The organism is Thiocystis violacea (assembly GCF_016583575.1).
Taxonomy (GTDB): domain Bacteria; phylum Pseudomonadota; class Gammaproteobacteria; order Chromatiales; family Chromatiaceae; genus Thiocystis; species Thiocystis violacea.
Genome location: NZ_NRRG01000041.1, coordinates 1 through 16,743 on the forward strand (window position 1 = coordinate 1; position 16,743 = coordinate 16,743).

Here is a 16,743-nt window from a genome sequence, read left to right on the forward strand (position 1 = left end):
AATTCCGTCATTACGCTGTCGGCAAGGAATCGGGAAAGACAAATCACATCGAACGATACAACGGCACACTCAGGCAACGTATTTCCAGGCTCGTACGAAAAGCACTTTCTTTTTCAAAAAAGCTTCAGAACCATATTGGAGCTATTTGGTATTTCGTCCATCATTATAATAGCACTCTCTCAGCCAAAGCTCATCTGTGAAATCATATAGAGAAGGGTACTACCCCTGCGGATTGGGGCACTACCGGGAACGGCAAGGAGGGGATGTGAAGCCGTTCTTGCAATCGACCGGAAGCGCCGAATGGATCGGCGCTTCCCAAGTTGGCGTGAACCTCAGTCCTCGGCGCGCTGATAGGCGTCCATCATTTGTTTCTGGATGTTGCCCGGCACCGGGTCGTAGTGGCTCAGTTCGATGCTGTAGGTGCCTTCGCCGCCCGTGATGGCCTTGAGGCGGGCGTCGTAGCCTTCCAATTCCGCCATCGGAACCTCGCCATCGATGACGATGCGTCCGCGGCTCTTGGATTCGCTGCCGTTGATGCGTCCGCGACGGCTCGACAGATCCCCGGCCAGATCGCCCATGGCGCTGTCCTGGGCGGTGACGCGGATCTTGACGATCGGCTCCAGGATGACCGGCTGGGCCTTGAGCACGGCGTCGATGAACGCCTTGCGTCCGGCGGTCGCGAAGGCGATGTCCTTGGAGTCGACCGGATGGTATTTGCCGTCATAGACGGTGACCTTGACGTCCTGCAAGGGATAGCCGGCGATGGCGCCTTCGTCCAGGATCTGGCGCACGCCCTTTTCGATCGAGGGAATGAAGTTGTTGGGAATCACCCCGCCGACGACCGCGTCGATGAACTCGAAACCCGCTCCGCGCGCGTTGGGCTCGACGCGCAGATAGACCTCGCCGAACTGGCCCGCGCCTCCGGTCTGCTTCTTGTGACGATGATGGCCATCGGCCTTGCCAACGATCGTCTCCCGGTAGGGGATGCTCGGTGGACGGGTCTCCACGTCGACATGGAACTGCTCGGACAGGCGGCGCAGGATGACCTTGAGGTGCAACTCGCCGAGCCCGCGCACCACGGTCTCGTTGGCGCTGGCGTTGTGCTCGATATGGAAACAGGGATCCTCGGATCTCAGCTTGTGAAGCGCGTCGGTGAGTTTCTGCTCGTCGCCGCGCTTGGCCGTGTTGATCGCCAGGCCGTAGAGCGGAACCGGGCATTCCAGGCTGGAGAGATGGAAGTGGTCCTCGTCATGCGAGTCGTGCAGAACGGCGTCGAAATGGATGTCGTCGACCCGCGAGACGGCCAGGATATCACCGGGAACGCCCTCGCTGACCTCGACCTGTTCGGCGCCGTGCAGCCGATAGAGATGATTGACCTTGAACGGTTTGCGCGCGTCGCCGATGAGGAGCTGGCTGCCCGTGACGATCCGGCCCTGATGGATGCGGAAGATGCCGAGCTTGCCGCGGAAGGGGTCGTTGACTACCTTGAAGACGTGGGCAATCGCATGGAGCGAGGGATCGGGACTGACGCGGACGGGTTCCAGCGAGGCGCCCTCGCCTTTCAGGAAGGGCGGAGGATTGCCCTCGGACGGGTTGGGCATGAGTCGCGCCATGATCTCCAACAGCTCCGGGATGCCGGCGCCGGTCTGGGCGGAGACGTAGCAGATGGGGATCAGATGGGCCTCGCGCAGGGCCGCCTCGAAGGGATCGTGAAGCTGCTCGGGCTGGAGATCCTGACCCTGCTCCAGATAGAGCTCCATCAACTCCTCGTCGACTTCGACCACCTGATCGATGATGTGACTGTGGGCCTCCTCGACCGAGGAGAAATCGGCGCCTTCACCGCTGGGCTGGAAGAAGCAGTCGATGACCCGCCGACTACCCTCGGCCGGCAGGTTGATCGGCAGACACTCGGCACCGAAGGTTTCCCGAATCTGATCGGTCAACTGGGCCAGGTCGATGTTCTCGGCGTCGATCTGATTGACGATGATGAGCCGGCACAGGGCGCGATTGTCCGCCGCCTTCATGAGCCGGATGGTCATGGGCTCGATGCCGGCCTGGGCGTTGATCACCAGGGCGGCCGTCTCGACCGCGGACAACACGGAAATGCTGCGTCCAAGGAAGTCCGGAAAGCCGGGGGTGTCGATCAGATTGACGTGCTTGCCGCTCGTGGTGAAGCTGGTGACGGCCGCGTCCAGCGAGTGTTGCAGCTCCTTCTCCAGCGGATCGAAATCGCACACGGTCGTGCCCTTGGCGACCAGGCCCGGCGCCGGAATGACGCCGGTCGCGGCGAGCAGCGCCTCCACCAGTGTCGTCTTGCCGGAGCCGGCATGGCCGACCAGTGCGATGTTGCGGACGTCCTCGGCATTGTAGTCAGGCATCTTGGATCCCGTCGTGGCGCTTGAGTGAAATGCGGAGCGCTGCGTGAGCGCTCTTTGGGTTTATTCGGCGGAGCGGAAATTATACTGTAACCGAGGCGTCACTCAGACCGTCCGAACGAGGAAATCCGAGGCGGCTGCTTTAGATCAAGGATGTGGAACGGGAGGCGCGGCTTGACAGGCCATGTGGAGCGCCTCCGGGCGAACAATAAAAAGCGGCGGCCATTTGGCCGCCGAAGGACGCACAGCTAGTAATAAGGAATAACCTTTCATTTGATCGGGGATACCCTATGTCGCTTGAAACGTTAGCACAGAGCCGGAGGGCATAAGATGGCACTGGTTCTCAAATCGGAGGCTTTTGTCGAAGGCGGGTCGATCCCGCGATCCCATACCTGTGACGGCGACGACCGGTCACCACCACTCGTCTGGGAAAACCTGCCGGCGGGAACCGAGAGCCTGGTTCTGATCGTGGATGATCCGGACGCCCCGGATCCGGCGGCGCCGCGCATGGTCTGGGATCACTGGATCCTCTACAACATCCCGTCGACCTGCGCGGGCCTGCCCGAGGGTGTCGACGCGGATGGATTACCGGAGGGAACGGGAGAAGGGATCAACAGTTGGGGCCGGACCGGCTATGGAGGGCCTTGCCCGCCGATCGGACGTCACCGCTACTTTCATCGGCTCTACGCGCTGGATGTGCGGTTGCCGGAGGAATTGGGGACGCCCGGTAAGGACGATCTGCTCCTCGCCATGGAGGACCACATCCTCGCGCATGCCGAGTTGGTGGGAACCTACGGCAAAACCGCCCTGGAATGACCTGAATCGAGCGGATGCCTGGTGGGCTAGGCGCTGGTCGATTCGCTTGGCGGAACCGACCAGCGCTGGATTTTAGGTGATTTCCGGGAAACCTTGTACCCGCGATCCACCCCGTCATAGACAGGATTAACAGGATTTCGCAGGATGGACAGGATTTATAACGTTCTGTTTTTAATCCTGTAAATCTTGAACAATCCTGTTAATCCTGTCCATTTCCGGAGCTTTAGGTTGGGCATGGACTTTCCCGGAAATCACCTTGGCTCAGGTCAGGGCCTGACCCGATCGATGATGACCGCGACTCCTCGCTGTCCCTGTGGATCGAGAGGACCGGCCTGGCCCTCAAGGTCGCCGGCTCGCGGAGTCGCATCGCCGCTCTTGGAGATACGCGCCCCCACCAGAACCTGATCGAAGGCCGACAGGCGCATGGCCGGGGTCATGGCCATGCTGTCGTCCAGGGTCACGGTGCTGGGCAGATCCTTCACCCGAAGACGCTGAACGGCGAGCGGCATGGGTGGACCCTGGGCCGCGCGCGCGAAGACGAAGACCGTGTCCTCGGGCGAGGCTTCTCCGGCGAGACTGGCGGCGAGACTGACGTCGAGTGTCACGCCGACCTGGCCATCGGCCGGGGGCTGGTCCGGTGTCGCCGTCGCTTCCGTCGCCTCGCTCGTCGCCGGGTCCGAGGGTACCGGCTGGACCGGCTCCATCGGGGCGCTCGCGGCGATGTTCTCGCTCGCGGGAAGACCCGCGCGGCCCTGGGCTTCCTCGATCATCTTTTTCAGGTTGCCGGCCTCTTCGCTGGCCGGATCCGTTTCATCCAGGATCTTTTTCCAGGCGACGACGGCGGCATTGTATTGAGCCCGTTGGAAGGCGAGCAGGCCGCTCAGCCAGCGCGCGTTGAGATTGTCGGGCTCCTGTTCCAAGGCGGACTGGATCAGTTCCGCCGGCCGACCCTCCAGACTCTTGCCTGGGCTGACGGTGGCGAGTCCCTCGGCGTAGGCCAGTTTGACCTCGGCCTGGTCGGGGGCGAGCGCATAGGCCCGTTCGATGGCCTTGAGACCCGCTTCCGGCTGATTGGTGGCGAAATAGGTTCGCCCGAGCATCAGCCAACCCTCCAGGTTCTCCGGGCTCTCCCGGAGACGCTCCTCAAGCCGTTGAATCAGGACGTCCAGCGGGTCGCCTTGCTGGCCGCCGGCCCCTTCGGACTGGGCAAGAGCCGGCGTCTGGAGCTGGTCGATGATGCCCGGCGTGCCGAGTTCCAGGTAGACCAGGACGACCGAGACCGGAACCGCGACGGCGAGTCCGGCGCCCAGCGCCCAGCGTCCGAAGGTGGAAGACGAGCGCGCCGTCGCCTTGGCGGACTCCCCGCCGTCGAGGTCGTAGAGCAGTTCGCGCTCCAGATCGCGCCGCGCGGCGGCATATTGCTCCTGCTCCAGGAGTCCGGCCTCCAGGTCGACGTCCAGCTCCCGCAGGCGCTGTTTGAAGACCTCCAGATTGAGCATGTCCTGCTCGGGAGCCGCCTCGGGCGGTGTCGCGCGCGACAGTGGCACGACAATAAACAGCAGGGCCAGGCCAACGAGCCCACCAGCGAGAATCCAGAAGATGATCATGAGGCGTTATTCTTTTTGGTCGGGGGTCTGGGCGAGTAGTTGCCGAAGACGGGCGCGTTCGGACTCGCTGATGTCGGGTTCGGGCTCGGCCCTCTTACGCCGGAGGGTGCGCAACAGCATGAAACCGCCGAATCCGACGAACAGGAAGGGGCCGAACCAGAGGATGTAGGTCGAGGGCCTGATCGGCGGCTCGTAGAGCACGAAGTCGCCATAACGGGAGACCAGGAAGTCGACCACGTCCTGGCGGCTCTGGCCCTCCTGCATCATCCGATAGACCTCCTTGCGGAGATCCTGGGCGACGCCGGCCTGGGATCCGGCCAGGGACTCGTTCTGACAGACGAGGCAGCGCAGTTCGCCGATCAGATCCCGGAATTCCTCGGCCCGGGCCGGATCCTCGAAGGTGAATTCCTCAAGCGTGAAGGCTTGGGCCGCGCCAGCCAGCAGGACGCCGGCCAACATCGGCCCGATCAAGAGCGATTTGGATTTCATCTGGATCATGATGGATTGGTCTGGTAGCGCTCGACGATGGGCCGGATTTCCTCTTCCCACACCTTGGCGTCGATCGGCCCGATGCGCTTGTGGCGGATGATGCCCTCGCGGTCGACGACGAAGGTCTCGGGCGCGCCATAGACACCCCAGTCGATCCCGGAGCGGTTATCCGGGTCGAAAAAGGTCATGGCATAGGGATCGCCGAATTGCTGGAGCATCTGGAGCGCCTCGGCGCGGGTGTCCTTCCAGTTGAATCCGATCACCTGCACGTCGGACTGACGCGCGATACGCATCAGCTCGCCGTGCTCCTGCCGGCAGGAGGGGCACCAGGAGGCCCAGACGTTCACCAGCGAGACCTGACCGATCAGGATGTCCTTGGTTAGCGTCTGGTTCGGATCCTTGAGCGACTGGAGCGCGAAGTCGGGCGCCGGCTTGCCGACGAGCGGCGACGGCACCTTTCTCGGATCCAGTTGCAACCCATAGAACAGCAGCGCGGCCAAGGCGAGAAAGAGGCCGAGCGGGATCAGGGCACGAGAGGCGGATTGGGTCATGGGTGGCCTAATTCAGTCGGATCATGCGATCGCCGCGACGCCGCCCATTGGGGCGGTGGCGGTACGGCGGGCGATACGGTAACGCCGGTCGGTCACGGCCAGCGTGCCACCGAGGCCCATCAGGATGCAGCCAAGCCAGATCCAGCGGACGAAGGGCTTGTAGTAGACCCGCAAGGCCCAGTCGCCCTGGTTGCCGACCGGCTCGCCGAGCGAGATGTAGATGTCGCGCAGGAAGCCCGCGTCGATCGCGGCCTCCGTCATGGGCATGCCTCCCGAGAAATAATTGCGTTTCTCCGGGTAGAGCCGGGCGATCTCCCGCTCGCCGCGATAGACGACGAAATCGCCGCGAAAGGCGCTGTAGTTGGGTCCGGTGACCGCCTTGGCTCCATTGAACTGGAACCGATAGCCCGAGTCCTCCAGCGTCGCGCCGGGAGACATGCGTACATCCGTCTCGGTGCCATGGATCGACACCATGGTCACGCCCACGACGAACACCGCCAGCCCTAGGTGCGCCAGCCACATGCCGTAATAACTGCGGCTATTGCCGGAGAGATCCGCCGCCAGCCCCTTCAGCCCGCCCTTGTGGCGCAGACGGCCGAACAGACTGAGCAGCAGCGCGGAGGCCAGCCAGACCGACATCCCGACACCGAAGCCGACCGCCAGGTTCCCAGCGGAGAAGATCGGCAGCGAGGCCGCCAGGAAGGCCAGGATACCGAGCGCGAGGGCGAGCCAGAGCGATCGGATCAAGCGTCCGGGCTCGTCGTGTTTCCAATGCGCGAGGGGTCCGATGGCGACGGCCAGGATCAACAGCGGCGACAGGGTCACGAACATCTTGTTGAACCAGGGAAAGCCGACCGAGATCTTGCCCCAGCCGGCGGCCTCGTAGATGAGCGGCGCCAGGGTGCCGAACAGCACCATCGCCGCCAGCGTGGTGAGCAGCAGGTTGTTGATCAACAGTAAGGTCTCGCGCGAGAGCAGATCGAAGCGACCGCCGCCCGAGATGCTCGGCGCGCGCCAGGCGTAGAGCGCCAGCGAGCCACCGATGACGACGCAGAGAAACAGCAGAATGAAGCTGCCACGCGCCGGATCGGTCGCGAAGGCGTGCACCGAGGTCAGGACGCCCGAACGGACCAGGAAGGTTCCGAGCAGCGAGAGCGAGAAGGTCGAGATGGCGAGCAGCACCGTCCAGGTCTTGAAGGCGGCGCGTTTCTCGGTCACCGCCAGCGAATGCATGAGCGCGGTGCCGACCAGCCAGGGCATGAAGGAGGCGTTCTCGACCGGATCCCAGAACCACCAGCCGCCCCAGCCCAGTTCGTAATAGGCCCACCAGGAGCCGAGCGCGATGCCGAGGGTCAGGAAGACCCAGGCGACCGTGGTCCAGGGCCGCGACCAGCGCGCCCAGGCGGCGTCGAGCTTACCGCCGATCAGGGCCGCGATGGCGAAGGCGAAGGCGACCGAGAAGCCGACATACCCCATGTAGAGCATGGGCGGATGGATGGCGAGGCCGAAATCCTGGAGCAATGGATTCAGATCGCGTCCCTCCAGCGGCACGGGAAAGATGCGATCGAAGGGATTGGAGGTCAGCAGCGTGAATAGCAGGAAACCGATCGCGATCATCGCCTGCACCGAGATGACCCGAGCGATCATCGGCAGCGGAAGATTGCGGCTGAGCGAGGCGACCGCCGCGCCCCAACCCGCCAGCATCAGGACCCAGAGCAGCAACGAGCCCTCGTGCGCGCCCCAGATGGCCGAGATTTTATAAAGGCTCGGCATCAGGCTGTTGGAATTGGTCGCGACATAGATGACCGAGAAGTCATCGGTCAGGAAGGCCAGCAGCAGACAGAGAAAGGCGATCCCGATGAAGGTCAGTTGACCCCAGGCCAGGGGCCGCCCCATGGCCATCCAGGTGCGGTTGCCAGTGAAGCTGCCGACCAGCGGAACACTGGCCTGGACGAGGGAGAGAACCAGCGCCAGGAGGAGCGCGAAGTGCCCGAGTTCGGGGGCCATCAGTTGGTCGCCCCGCTGGCTTGGGCGGCGCTTTCCACGACACCCTGGGCGTGCGCCGTCTGGAGCGTGCTCGCGACCTCCGGCGGCATGTATTCCTCGTCGTGCTTGGCCAGGACCTCGTCGGCGTAGAAGATCCGGTCGGATCCCAGGCGGCCCTTGGCGACAACGCCCGTGCCCTCGCTGAAAAGATCCGGCAGGATGCCGGTATAGGCGACCTTGACGGTCTGGGCGTTGTCGGTGACGTCGAAGTGAACGGTCAGACCGTCCTTCTGCCGCTGCACCGTGCCCTTGGTCACCAGCCCGCCCAACCGGAACACATGATCCGGGGGCGCCTCGTTGGCGATGACCTGGGACGGGCTGAAGAAATAGGAGAGATTGCTCTTGAGGGCGGTGACGGCCAGGGCCGAGGCCGCGCCGATTCCGACGATGGCCAGTCCGACGAAGGCCAAACGCTTCTGTCTTGCTTTCATTCTGTTGCTCCGAAATCAGAGGTCCGAGTCCCAGGCATCCGGGTCAATCGACCAAGACGAGCCAAAATGGTTCGACGTTGCGAACGCAATTGCAGGATCTCGATCAACAAAAGGACCACTACCATCCCATAGGCGCCCCAGACGAAGAAGGCGTAGCCTCCCTGCGAGAAAAAATCGCTCATTTCGGATTCTCCTGGCTCAAGAGTTCACGGACCCAAGCGCTCTCCGCCTCGCGCGTCAGGATGATGCCGCGCAGACGCATGAAGCTGGTGGCGAACGAATACATCCAGAAGCCCAGCGTCATGATCAGCATCGAAAACAGGATGTTGCCATCGATCCGGGTCAGGTCGGAGCGCTGGTGCAGAGCCGCGCACTGGGTGGGATCCGGACAGTTGATCGACCAGTAGATGACCGGAACCATGACCAGCCCGACGATGGCCAGCAGGCCCGAGGCGCGATCCGCGCGACGGGTGTCGTCGATGGCCGAGTGCAGGGCGATATAACCGATGTAGAGGAAAAACAGCACCAGCTCGGAGGTCAGCCGCGGATCCCAGTCCCAGTAGGTACCCCAACTGGTGCGCCCCCAGAAGGCGCCGGTCCAGAGGGCGAGAAAGGTGAAGATCGCCCCGGTCGGGGCCACCGCGTTGGCCATCATGAAGGAAAGACGGGTGTTGAAGACCAGCCCGATCGCGGCCCAGCCGACGATCACCATATAAAGCCACATGGACATCCAGGCCGCGGGGACATGGATGAAGATGATGCGGTAATACTCCTTCTGCGCGTTGCTGCCGCCGAGCTGGTCGGGCGTCTGGAAGAATCCCCAATAGAAGCCGAGCAGCAGCAGCCCGACCGTCAGGATCCAGAACAGCGGCACGAGGCGTCCGGCGACCGGGTAGAAGGACGCGGGAGAGGCGAGTTTGAACCAGTTCAGGGACATGGGCTTGGATGCAACCGTTGAGCGTGGGAAGAATCGGTTATTCGAGCGAGATCCGCAGCGCCGCCGAGGAGGCCAGCGGGGCGAGGATAAGAGCGATCAGGAAAAACGCCCCCAACAGCATGAGATAGGGCTGGACATCCATGAGGTCTATGCGACTGACCTCGACCGCGCCGGCGCCGTAGACCAGCACCGGAATATAAAGCGGCAGGATCAGGAGCGACAAGAGGATACCCCCGCCGCGCAATCCCAGGGTCAGGGCCGCTCCGATCGCCCCGATCAGGCTCAGGATGGGGGTGCCGAGCAGCAGCGCCAGCATCATGACCCAGATCGCCGTGCCCGTGAGATGGTACTGCATGCCGACCAGTGGGGCGATCAGGACCAGCGGCAGCCCGGTCAGGATCCAGTGGGCGCTGATCTTCGCCAGCACCAGCAGCGAGAGCGGCTGCGCGGTCAGCAGCATCTGCTCAAGCGTGCCGTCCTCGTAATCCGCCGCGAACAGCCGCTCCAGGGCCAGCATCGAGGCCAGCAGCGCCGCCACCCAGACCACGCCCGGGCCGAGGATCTCCAGTATCTTGCGCTCGGTGCCGACGCCGAGCGGAAAAAGGCTCACGACAATCACGAAGAAAAAGAGCGTCGTCAGCACGTCGGTGCGCCGGCGCATGGCCAGCGTGAGATCGCGAATCAGGATGCACCAGAAGACACGGGCCATGGCGATTCAGCTCCCCAGATCCAGGCGCGCGACCTGACCCGAGGTCAGCGGCACCTCCTGGTGCGTGGTCAGGACGGTCAGGCCGCCGCCGGCCACATGCCCGGCGATCAACCCCTGGAGCAGGCTCACGGCATCCACGTCGAGCGCCGTGAATGGCTCGTCCAGAACCCAGAGTTTGGCGCGACTGAGCATGAGACGGGCCAGCGCGACCCGCTTCTTCTGACCCTGGGAGAGCATGCGGGTGGGCAGATCCTCGAATCCGGCGAGCCCGATGCGCTCGAGCGCCGTCCAGATGTCGGCCGTCGCGACCCGATCCCCGTCCAGCGTGGCGGCGATGGCGAGGTTCTCGATCCCGGTCAGCTCGCCCTTGATGCCGTTGAGATGCCCGAAATAGAGCAGATCGCGGCGATATTCATCACCCAGATCGCGAATGGACTCGCCTCGCCAGCGCACCTCGCCGGCGTCGGGCGCGAAGAGTCCGCAGAGTGTGCGCAGCAGGGTCGTCTTGCCGCTGCCGTTGCGTCCGCGCACATGCAGGAGCGTCCCCGCCTCCAGGGTCAGACCCAGACCGGAAAAGAGGCGCCGATCGCCCCGTCGGCACTCCAGCCCGACGACCTCAAGCATGAGCGTCGCGGCTTCGGGTCGCATGCGGCGGCCGACTCATGGCTGACGGAACCGGATCATCCAGCAATTGTGGATGCGCGGGTTGCGGATGAAATCCCGCGGGAGCGTCTCGGCGCTGATATCGACCACATGGAGCGGGGACAGCCCTTCCAGATCGATGCGGAAGCGACGCAGATTGTTGGAGAAGATCAGCAGGCCGTCGGGATCCAGCAGGCGCATGGTGGAATTGATGAGCCCCACATGGTCGCGCTGGATATCGAGCGTGCCGTACATGCGCTTGGAGGTCGAGAAGCTCGGCGGATCCAGGAAGATGAGATCGAACTTGCGGCGCCCGGCGACGGTGTCGATCCAGCGCACGCAATCGGCCTGGATCAGCTCATGGTTGGGGCCCTGGATGCCGTTCAGGGACAGGTTGCTGGCGGCCCATTCCAGGTAGGTCCGGGACATGTCCACGGTCGTGGTGGCGGAGGCGCCGCCGTTGGCCGCGTAGACCGTGGCCGTGCCCGTATAGCCGAAAAGGTTCAGGAAGCGCTTGCCGGTCGCCAGGCTCTCGATCAGACGGCGGATGTCGCGGTGATCGAGAAACAGACCCGTGTCCAGATAATCCTCGAAATTGACCAGGAAGCGATGTCCGGCCTCCGAGACCTCGTGGAAATTGCGGGTCTCGGCCAGTCGCTCGTACTGGTTGCGTCCCTTCTGGGGCCGCCGAACCTTGAGGAAGACCTGATCGCCCGGCACCTCCAGGATCTCCGGGATCAGACCCAGCGCCTCGCGCAGACGGTGACGCGCGCGCTTGGGATCGATGCTGGGCGGCGCGGCGTATTCCTGGACATGGACCCAACGCTTGTCGGCGTCATAGACATCGATCGCCAGCGCGTATTCGGGCAGATCGGCGTCATAGATCCGCAGACAGGTCAGATTCTCGACCTTCTGCCACTTGCGCAGCGACTTGAGGTTCTTGGCGAGCCGATTGGCGAGCATGGTCGCGCCCTCGCTGCGTTCCTCGGGCGGCAGGGGGCGGGGATGATTGGTGACAAAGTAGCGCGGCTCGACCTGAAAACTGAGCAGCCGGCACTCGATCGGGCCGTTGTAGAGGCTATGCATGCGCACCGCCCGCAGCCCCATGTTCTTGCCGAGATCCGGATTGGCCGTGAATACCGCCGCGCGCCAGCCCAGGAATCGCTCCCGGAGCACCGAGCCCAGGCGCGCGTAGAGCTGGGGCAGGTCGTCATCGGCACCCAGTCGTTCGCCATAGGGCGGGTTGACGATGACCAACCCCTCGTCCTCCAGCCGGCCCGGACGGCAGTCGCTCAGTTCGCGACGCTCGAAATGGGCGAGACCCGCCAAGCCGGCGCGCTCCAGGTGATGGAGCGAGACGCGGATGGCGTTGGGATTGACGTCATAGCCGCGCAGCGAGCCCAGCCGCTGCACACCGGCATCGCGCCGGATGCGCGCCTCGTCGAGCAGGCGTTGCCAGATCGTCTCGTCGTGCTGGGACCAGCCATGGAAACCGAAGCGCTCGCGCAGCAGGCCGGGGGCGATATCGGCCGCGATCAGGGCGCCCTCGATGACCAGCGTGCCCGAACCGCACATGGGATCGACTAGGGCGCCGCCCTCGGCCGCGATATCGAGCCAGCCCGCGCGCATCAGCAGGGCGGCGGCGAGGTTTTCCTTGAGCGGGGCGGCCGAGCCCTCATCGCGGTAACCACGCTGATGCAGCGACTCGCCGGAGAGATCGAGGCTGAAGGCGATGCTGTCCTGATGACCGTAGAGATGGATGCGCAGATCCGGGGCCACCAGATCGACGCTCGGACGCTGGCCGTACAACTGGGTGAAGCGATCGGCGATCGCGTCCTTCACCCGGAGCACCGCGAAGTGCCGATTGGTGACGCCCGTGAGCGTACCGTCGAACTGAATGGCGAAGGTCCGCTCGGGCGTCAGGTGCTCCTCCCAGGGGAGCGCGAGCGCGATGGCGTGCAGTTCCTCCGGCGACGAGAGCGGCGCCTGCGCGAGCGGCAGAAGAATGCGATTGGCGATCCGCGACCAGAGACAGGCCCGATAGCCATCCTCCAGCCGACCGGAGAAGCGGGCGCCGCCGCGCGTCTCGGTGGCATCCGCCATGCCCAGCCGGATGAGTTCCTCGGCGAGCAGGCTGCCCATGTGCTTCGGGGCGGAGGCGAAAAAGAGATGGTCGGACATGCGGTCTTGGGGCTCCGTGAAGCTAGGACGCTGGTTGACGACGGGGCGTCGTTGGTCGGTCGGCGTCCAAGCCGGCCCCTGGATGACACGGAGTCGCGATCGAAGGTTCCCGCCTGAATGGCCAGCGGATCCCGCGGGCTCTAGCCATCCTTCTTGAGCCGTTCGGCGAGATCCGCGAAGGGGTTGAAGGTCGTGACCGTCGCGGCGGTACCGGCCGCGCGGCGTGGCCCACCGGCGAGCGAGGCGAGATGCTCCTCGTACTTCTGATGCTCATTATCGTGACAGTAAACGCACAACAACTCCCAATTGCTCCCATCGGGCGGGTTGTTGTCGTGATTCATGTTCTTGTGATGCACCGTCAGCTCGCGCAGATTCTCGCGCGTGAAGGTCCGGGCGCAGCGTCCGCAGACCCAGTCGTAGAGCTTGAGCGCCTGATCCCGATAGCCGGCGGCCCGCTCGTCGCTCGCCTTGCGCGCGTCCGCGACCACCTGGTCGAGCTTGGCGGTATCGATGGGCTTGCCGGTCTTGCCATGGCGCGGGCCGTGGGTCGTGGCCATGTGTCGATCCTCGTCTGGGGGTTGGTCCGCTTTGGCTGGCCGACCGCCCGGTCGCCAAGCGTCATGGCCGATGCCGCGAGCGTCGCCGGGCTGAAGTGGAGGCGAGATACCGGCCGAGAGCCTGGTGCGCGAGGGGGGACTCGAACCCCCACGGATTACTCCACTGGAACCTAAATCCAGCGCGTCTACCAATTCCGCCACCCGCGCGATCCGGGCATTTTAGCCTGCTTTGGGATAAAGGGGTATGGATACCGAGCCTGCGGAACCTGGGCCGAAGCCATAAGCTGAATGCCGGGCAAGAGTAACCCGCGGGATCGCGGCGGATCCCGCGGGCTCGACGGTGAAAACCTCAGGGCTTCACGGTGGTCAGGCCGACGCTGACCCAATCCTGCATACCGCCGCGATACCACTTGAGCTTGTGGACCGGGTAGCCGATGTTGACCAGGGTCTGAAGATTGGCGGTGGATTGCGCGCACCAGATGCCGTTGCAGAAAAAAATCAGGGTATTGGCCTGACTGAAATCCCAGGCCCCGGTCGTCGCGTTGCGATCAACGCCGAATTCGTCCTGCAGGATGTGGTGGAAGCTATCGGCCTCGCTGGGCGTCTCGAAGGTGCCGGCCTTGTCGCGACTGATCTTGTTCCAGGGGATGTTGACCGACCCAGGGATGGTGCCCCGCATGACCCAATCGGGGGTGCGGGAGTCGATCAGCATGAGATCCTGCTCGCCCTGGGTCATGCGGTGCAGATAACCCAGAACCTCGACTTCGCCGACGGTTTCGACGCCCTCGACCGCGACCATGGGCTGCACGCAGAAGGGCGGGCAGCCGCGGTCGGTCTTCTGGAAAATCTCGGGCAGGGTGGCGTTACGGTCGTGGCCGCGCTGGATGGTAACGGTCTGGCCGTTATGGAGCACATCCATGGTTTCGATCGTCGGCGTGATCTTGTTATCAGCGGCGAAGGCCGTGATCGGAGCGGTCAGACAGGCAAGCATCGCAAGGCGACGCCAGGATTCTGTGGTTTGCATGCGGCGATTCTCCTGGACTGTTTTGAAGAGGCGATCGGGAGACGGATCGGATCCCGGATCAAGGCTTCTCGATCATATAGGAGGGGAAACCCGCCTCCCGTTCACCGAGCGCCTGCTCGTAGCCCCTTTCCCCCTGGACTCTGGCCCGGTTGGCCAGCGCGATGGCCTCTTGATAACTCCCAGACTTAACCAGGCCCTCGGCCTCCGCGATCATCTTGGCGGTATCCCGCCACTCTCCCCCGACCGAGTCCGCCTTCGCTCGGGCGGCCTCGGCCGCGGCGAGCGCCGCCTCCGCCTGGCTCTTGGCGTCGGAATCACCGCCCTTGCCGCCGGCGGCCTGCCGGACGGCGAAGTCATCCTGCCGCTTGGCCTGGATCGCGAGTTCGACCGCCTTGGTGTATTGGCGCAAGGGCAGCAATCCCTCCGCCTGCTCGATCATCGCCGCCGTTTCAGGGGAAGCGGCATTGGCCGACACCGCCTGCTCGTGGGCGGCCCTGGCCTCGGCGATCGCCTGCTCCGCCTCGGAGCGATGGGTCGCCCAGGCGCTGGTCAGCGGGAGACACACCAGCAGGGCGGTGATCAGCACGCCTTTCGATAGTCCATGGAACTTCATTCTATTCATGCTCCTCTCTCATCTTTTCCGCCCGCGCCGCCGCTGGCAACGCCGGACCGTATTGGGACGCGATGCTCGTTGTGCTTATGATCGACGGCCAGAACCGCCTATTTGCGAGCACCTGGGCCGTTGAGTTCGAGCCCGTTGTTCATATAGGTGAGGAAATATTCGAGGTTGCGGTATTCCTCGCCCTGCGGCTTGAACGCCTTGGCCCGGACCTGCTCGTTGCAGCCGGCGAAGCGCCGATGCAGGGTTCCCATTTCCCCCCATTCGGAACGATAGACCGGCCAATGGGTGGTGTGTCCCAGGGCCGGACTCAGGATCTCGGTCCGCAGCTTGGTCCCGGAGTTACCCAGATGACACTGGGCGCAGGAAAAATTGAGCTGGCCACGACGGGCGAAATAGAACTGTTTGCCCTTCTGGTAAGCCTCCAGGGCGCGCGGATCATCCTCGGGGATCTCGACCTTGGTGATCTGGCCGCGTGACTCGAAGGCGATGTAGGCGACGAGGTCGGCGATTGGACCCTTTTGATATTTCAGCGGTTCCTCCTTGTTGGCCGCGCGACATTCGTTGAGTGCGAGCGGAAGCGTCACGACCAGACCACGCGCCTTATCCCAGTAGGGATATTTTCCCTGGATCGCGGGTCCGTCCGGGAAGCAGTCGGCATAGCCCTTGCCGTTGGCGAAGGGTTTGTTCCACATGGTTTCGCCGTTGCTGATGGAGTTCTCATAAGGCGGAAACTCCTCGATCGCCTCCCAATTCTCGCGCCCGACCGGGTCGATCGCATAGGCGCCATTCTTGAAATCGTCTTCCGGCACGTTCGGGAAACGCTTTTTGAAATACGTTTGGAAGGCTTCCTGTTCTTCCTTGGGGGTCTCCGCCGCGAGCGGGCCAGCCAACAGGCAAGCCAGACCGGCTACCGCGAGGATCAGGGTGTTCTTATTCACGATCATTCGTCCTCCGGAAGCGGTTTCTTATAACGACCAGATGAATTCGACGACATCCACGAATTCTTTCTGGCTCAGGATCTGGTGCTTGCCGAATGGCGGCATGACGGCCTCCGGATTCTTGACCGTCGCGTCCCAGATCTGATTAGCCAGTTCCTTCTTGCTAGGGAAACGTGTCTGCATCGCGATCAGAACCGGCCCGATTGAGCCAGGCCCCTCGGATCCCGCCATCGCATGGCAGGCGACGCAATTTCCCTTGGCGCGGTCGTTGGCGACCAACTTACCCACAGCGGCATCGCCATCGAGCGCCATGTCGTCGGGAATGGCCGCCAGGATCGGGCCGGGAACCATGGCCGACAGCCCGAGTGCGAGCGCGGCCAGGCGTGATCGGTTTAACGCGGTTGTTGGCATGCGAAGCCTCCTCTCGATCATTGACGTTTTGAACCGTTGGATTGGATGGCTCCAAAACCAAGGACCATTATTTTTGCTTTCGCCCCATCGCCAGGCGGTCCAGTGAAGCGGTCCCGCGCCGGGTTCCCGATGCTAGCACGGCCAGGCGCCCGTGGAAGCCGCGACAATGGATGGGCAAAATCCATACGATCAGCGGGTGATTCACGCCGCCCGCAAGGGCGAAAGCTTGCGGGGATCGCCGCGAATTTCAAGCGTGGAAAAGGATGCAAAGCCGTCGGACAATCCGCCAGACGACGGGCGGTGATGGATAGCGGACGGATCGCGCCCCACGATGGGGGCCGCCACGTCTGGTATTCCGTTCGTCAGCCCAGACATCTTGGCTCGGTCGGCGCGGAGCATGGCGAACA

At 63.7% G+C, this 16,743-nt stretch carries 18 protein-coding genes and 1 tRNA gene; 2 read left to right on the forward strand and 17 right to left on the reverse strand.

The genetic code is table 11. The features are described from left to right. On the forward strand, nt 1–200 hold a 200-nt coding region (locus tag CKO27_RS17215; protein WP_242470963.1), incomplete at its 5' end, for an IS1 family transposase. Nucleotides 201–332: 132 nt separating this feature from the next. On the opposite strand, the gene fusA is transcribed toward CKO27_RS17215, so the two are convergent. Beyond that, entirely contained in the window at nt 333–2,378 is a 2,046-nt protein-coding gene (fusA, locus tag CKO27_RS17220; protein ID WP_200376152.1) for an elongation factor G, read from the reverse strand. Between the two features lie 327 nt (nt 2,379–2,705). On the opposite strand from fusA, the gene CKO27_RS17225 reads away from it, so the two are divergent. After that, nucleotides 2,706–3,191 (forward strand): YbhB/YbcL family Raf kinase inhibitor-like protein, encoded by a 486-nt coding sequence (locus CKO27_RS17225; RefSeq protein ID WP_200376153.1) that lies wholly within the window; start codon nt 2,706–2,708, stop codon nt 3,189–3,191. 266 nt (nt 3,192–3,457) lie between these two features. On the opposite strand, the gene ccmI is transcribed toward CKO27_RS17225, so the two are convergent. The 16 genes from ccmI to soxX form a co-directional block, all read right to left on the reverse strand. After that, on the reverse strand, nt 3,458–4,798 hold the full coding sequence (gene ccmI, locus CKO27_RS17230; protein ID WP_200376154.1) for a c-type cytochrome biogenesis protein CcmI: 1,341 nt from the start codon (nt 4,796–4,798) through the stop codon (nt 3,458–3,460). A 6-nt stretch (nt 4,799–4,804) separates the two neighbouring features. Then, nucleotides 4,805–5,287, reverse strand: coding sequence for a cytochrome c-type biogenesis protein (locus CKO27_RS17235; protein WP_420825843.1), 483 nt, complete (start codon nt 5,285–5,287; stop codon nt 4,805–4,807). A gap of 5 nt (nt 5,288–5,292) precedes the next feature. Next, nucleotides 5,293–5,838, reverse strand: a complete 546-nt coding sequence (locus tag CKO27_RS17240; protein WP_200376156.1) for a DsbE family thiol:disulfide interchange protein — start codon at nt 5,836–5,838, stop codon at nt 5,293–5,295. A gap of 21 nt (nt 5,839–5,859) precedes the next feature. Continuing rightward, nucleotides 5,860–7,845 carry a heme lyase CcmF/NrfE family subunit gene (locus CKO27_RS17245; protein WP_200376157.1) on the reverse strand — a complete coding sequence of 662 codons (1,986 nt, stop codon included), beginning with the start codon at nt 7,843–7,845 and terminating at the stop codon, nt 5,860–5,862. Then, nucleotides 7,845–8,315 carry a cytochrome c maturation protein CcmE gene (ccmE, locus tag CKO27_RS17250; RefSeq protein WP_200376158.1) on the reverse strand — a complete coding sequence of 157 codons (471 nt, stop codon included), beginning with the start codon at nt 8,313–8,315 and terminating at the stop codon, nt 7,845–7,847. The genes CKO27_RS17245 and ccmE overlap by 1 nt, the downstream gene beginning before the upstream one ends. Further along, entirely contained in the window at nt 8,312–8,497 is a 186-nt protein-coding gene (ccmD, locus tag CKO27_RS17255) for a heme exporter protein CcmD (RefSeq protein ID WP_200376159.1), read from the reverse strand. Before ccmD ends, ccmE begins: the two co-directional genes overlap by 4 nt. Continuing rightward, entirely contained in the window at nt 8,494–9,252 is a 759-nt protein-coding gene (gene ccsA, locus CKO27_RS17260; RefSeq protein ID WP_200376160.1) for a cytochrome c biogenesis protein CcsA, read from the reverse strand. The genes ccmD and ccsA overlap by 4 nt, the downstream gene beginning before the upstream one ends. A gap of 37 nt (nt 9,253–9,289) precedes the next feature. Then, on the reverse strand, nt 9,290–9,961 hold the full coding sequence (gene ccmB, locus CKO27_RS17265) for a heme exporter protein CcmB (RefSeq protein ID WP_200376161.1): 672 nt from the start codon (nt 9,959–9,961) through the stop codon (nt 9,290–9,292). A gap of 6 nt (nt 9,962–9,967) precedes the next feature. Further along, nucleotides 9,968–10,585, reverse strand: coding sequence for a cytochrome c biogenesis heme-transporting ATPase CcmA (ccmA, locus tag CKO27_RS17270; protein WP_200376188.1), 618 nt, complete (start codon nt 10,583–10,585; stop codon nt 9,968–9,970). A gap of 36 nt (nt 10,586–10,621) precedes the next feature. Then, the gene (gene rlmKL, locus CKO27_RS17275; RefSeq protein ID WP_200376162.1) at nt 10,622–12,784 is read right to left on the reverse strand and encodes a bifunctional 23S rRNA (guanine(2069)-N(7))-methyltransferase RlmK/23S rRNA (guanine(2445)-N(2))-methyltransferase RlmL; all 2,163 of its coding nucleotides are present in this window, start codon (nt 12,782–12,784) and stop codon (nt 10,622–10,624) included. A 140-nt stretch (nt 12,785–12,924) separates the two neighbouring features. Further along, the gene (locus tag CKO27_RS17280) at nt 12,925–13,341 is read right to left on the reverse strand and encodes a YajD family HNH nuclease (protein ID WP_200376163.1); all 417 of its coding nucleotides are present in this window, start codon (nt 13,339–13,341) and stop codon (nt 12,925–12,927) included. A 122-nt stretch (nt 13,342–13,463) separates the two neighbouring features. Continuing rightward, a tRNA-Leu gene (locus CKO27_RS17285) sits at nt 13,464–13,548 on the reverse strand. Nucleotides 13,549–13,690: 142 nt separating this feature from the next. After that, entirely contained in the window at nt 13,691–14,365 is a 675-nt protein-coding gene (locus CKO27_RS17290) for a rhodanese-like domain-containing protein (protein WP_200376164.1), read from the reverse strand. A 58-nt stretch (nt 14,366–14,423) separates the two neighbouring features. Then, nucleotides 14,424–14,987 (reverse strand): hypothetical protein, encoded by a 564-nt coding sequence (locus tag CKO27_RS17295; protein ID WP_242470964.1) that lies wholly within the window; start codon nt 14,985–14,987, stop codon nt 14,424–14,426. Nucleotides 14,988–15,085: 98 nt separating this feature from the next. After that, on the reverse strand, nt 15,086–15,925 hold the full coding sequence (gene soxA / locus CKO27_RS17300) for a sulfur oxidation c-type cytochrome SoxA (RefSeq protein ID WP_338116091.1): 840 nt from the start codon (nt 15,923–15,925) through the stop codon (nt 15,086–15,088). A 27-nt stretch (nt 15,926–15,952) separates the two neighbouring features. After that, the gene (gene soxX / locus CKO27_RS17305; RefSeq protein WP_200376166.1) at nt 15,953–16,336 is read right to left on the reverse strand and encodes a sulfur oxidation c-type cytochrome SoxX; all 384 of its coding nucleotides are present in this window, start codon (nt 16,334–16,336) and stop codon (nt 15,953–15,955) included. Between the last annotated feature and the right edge of the window lie 407 nt (nt 16,337–16,743).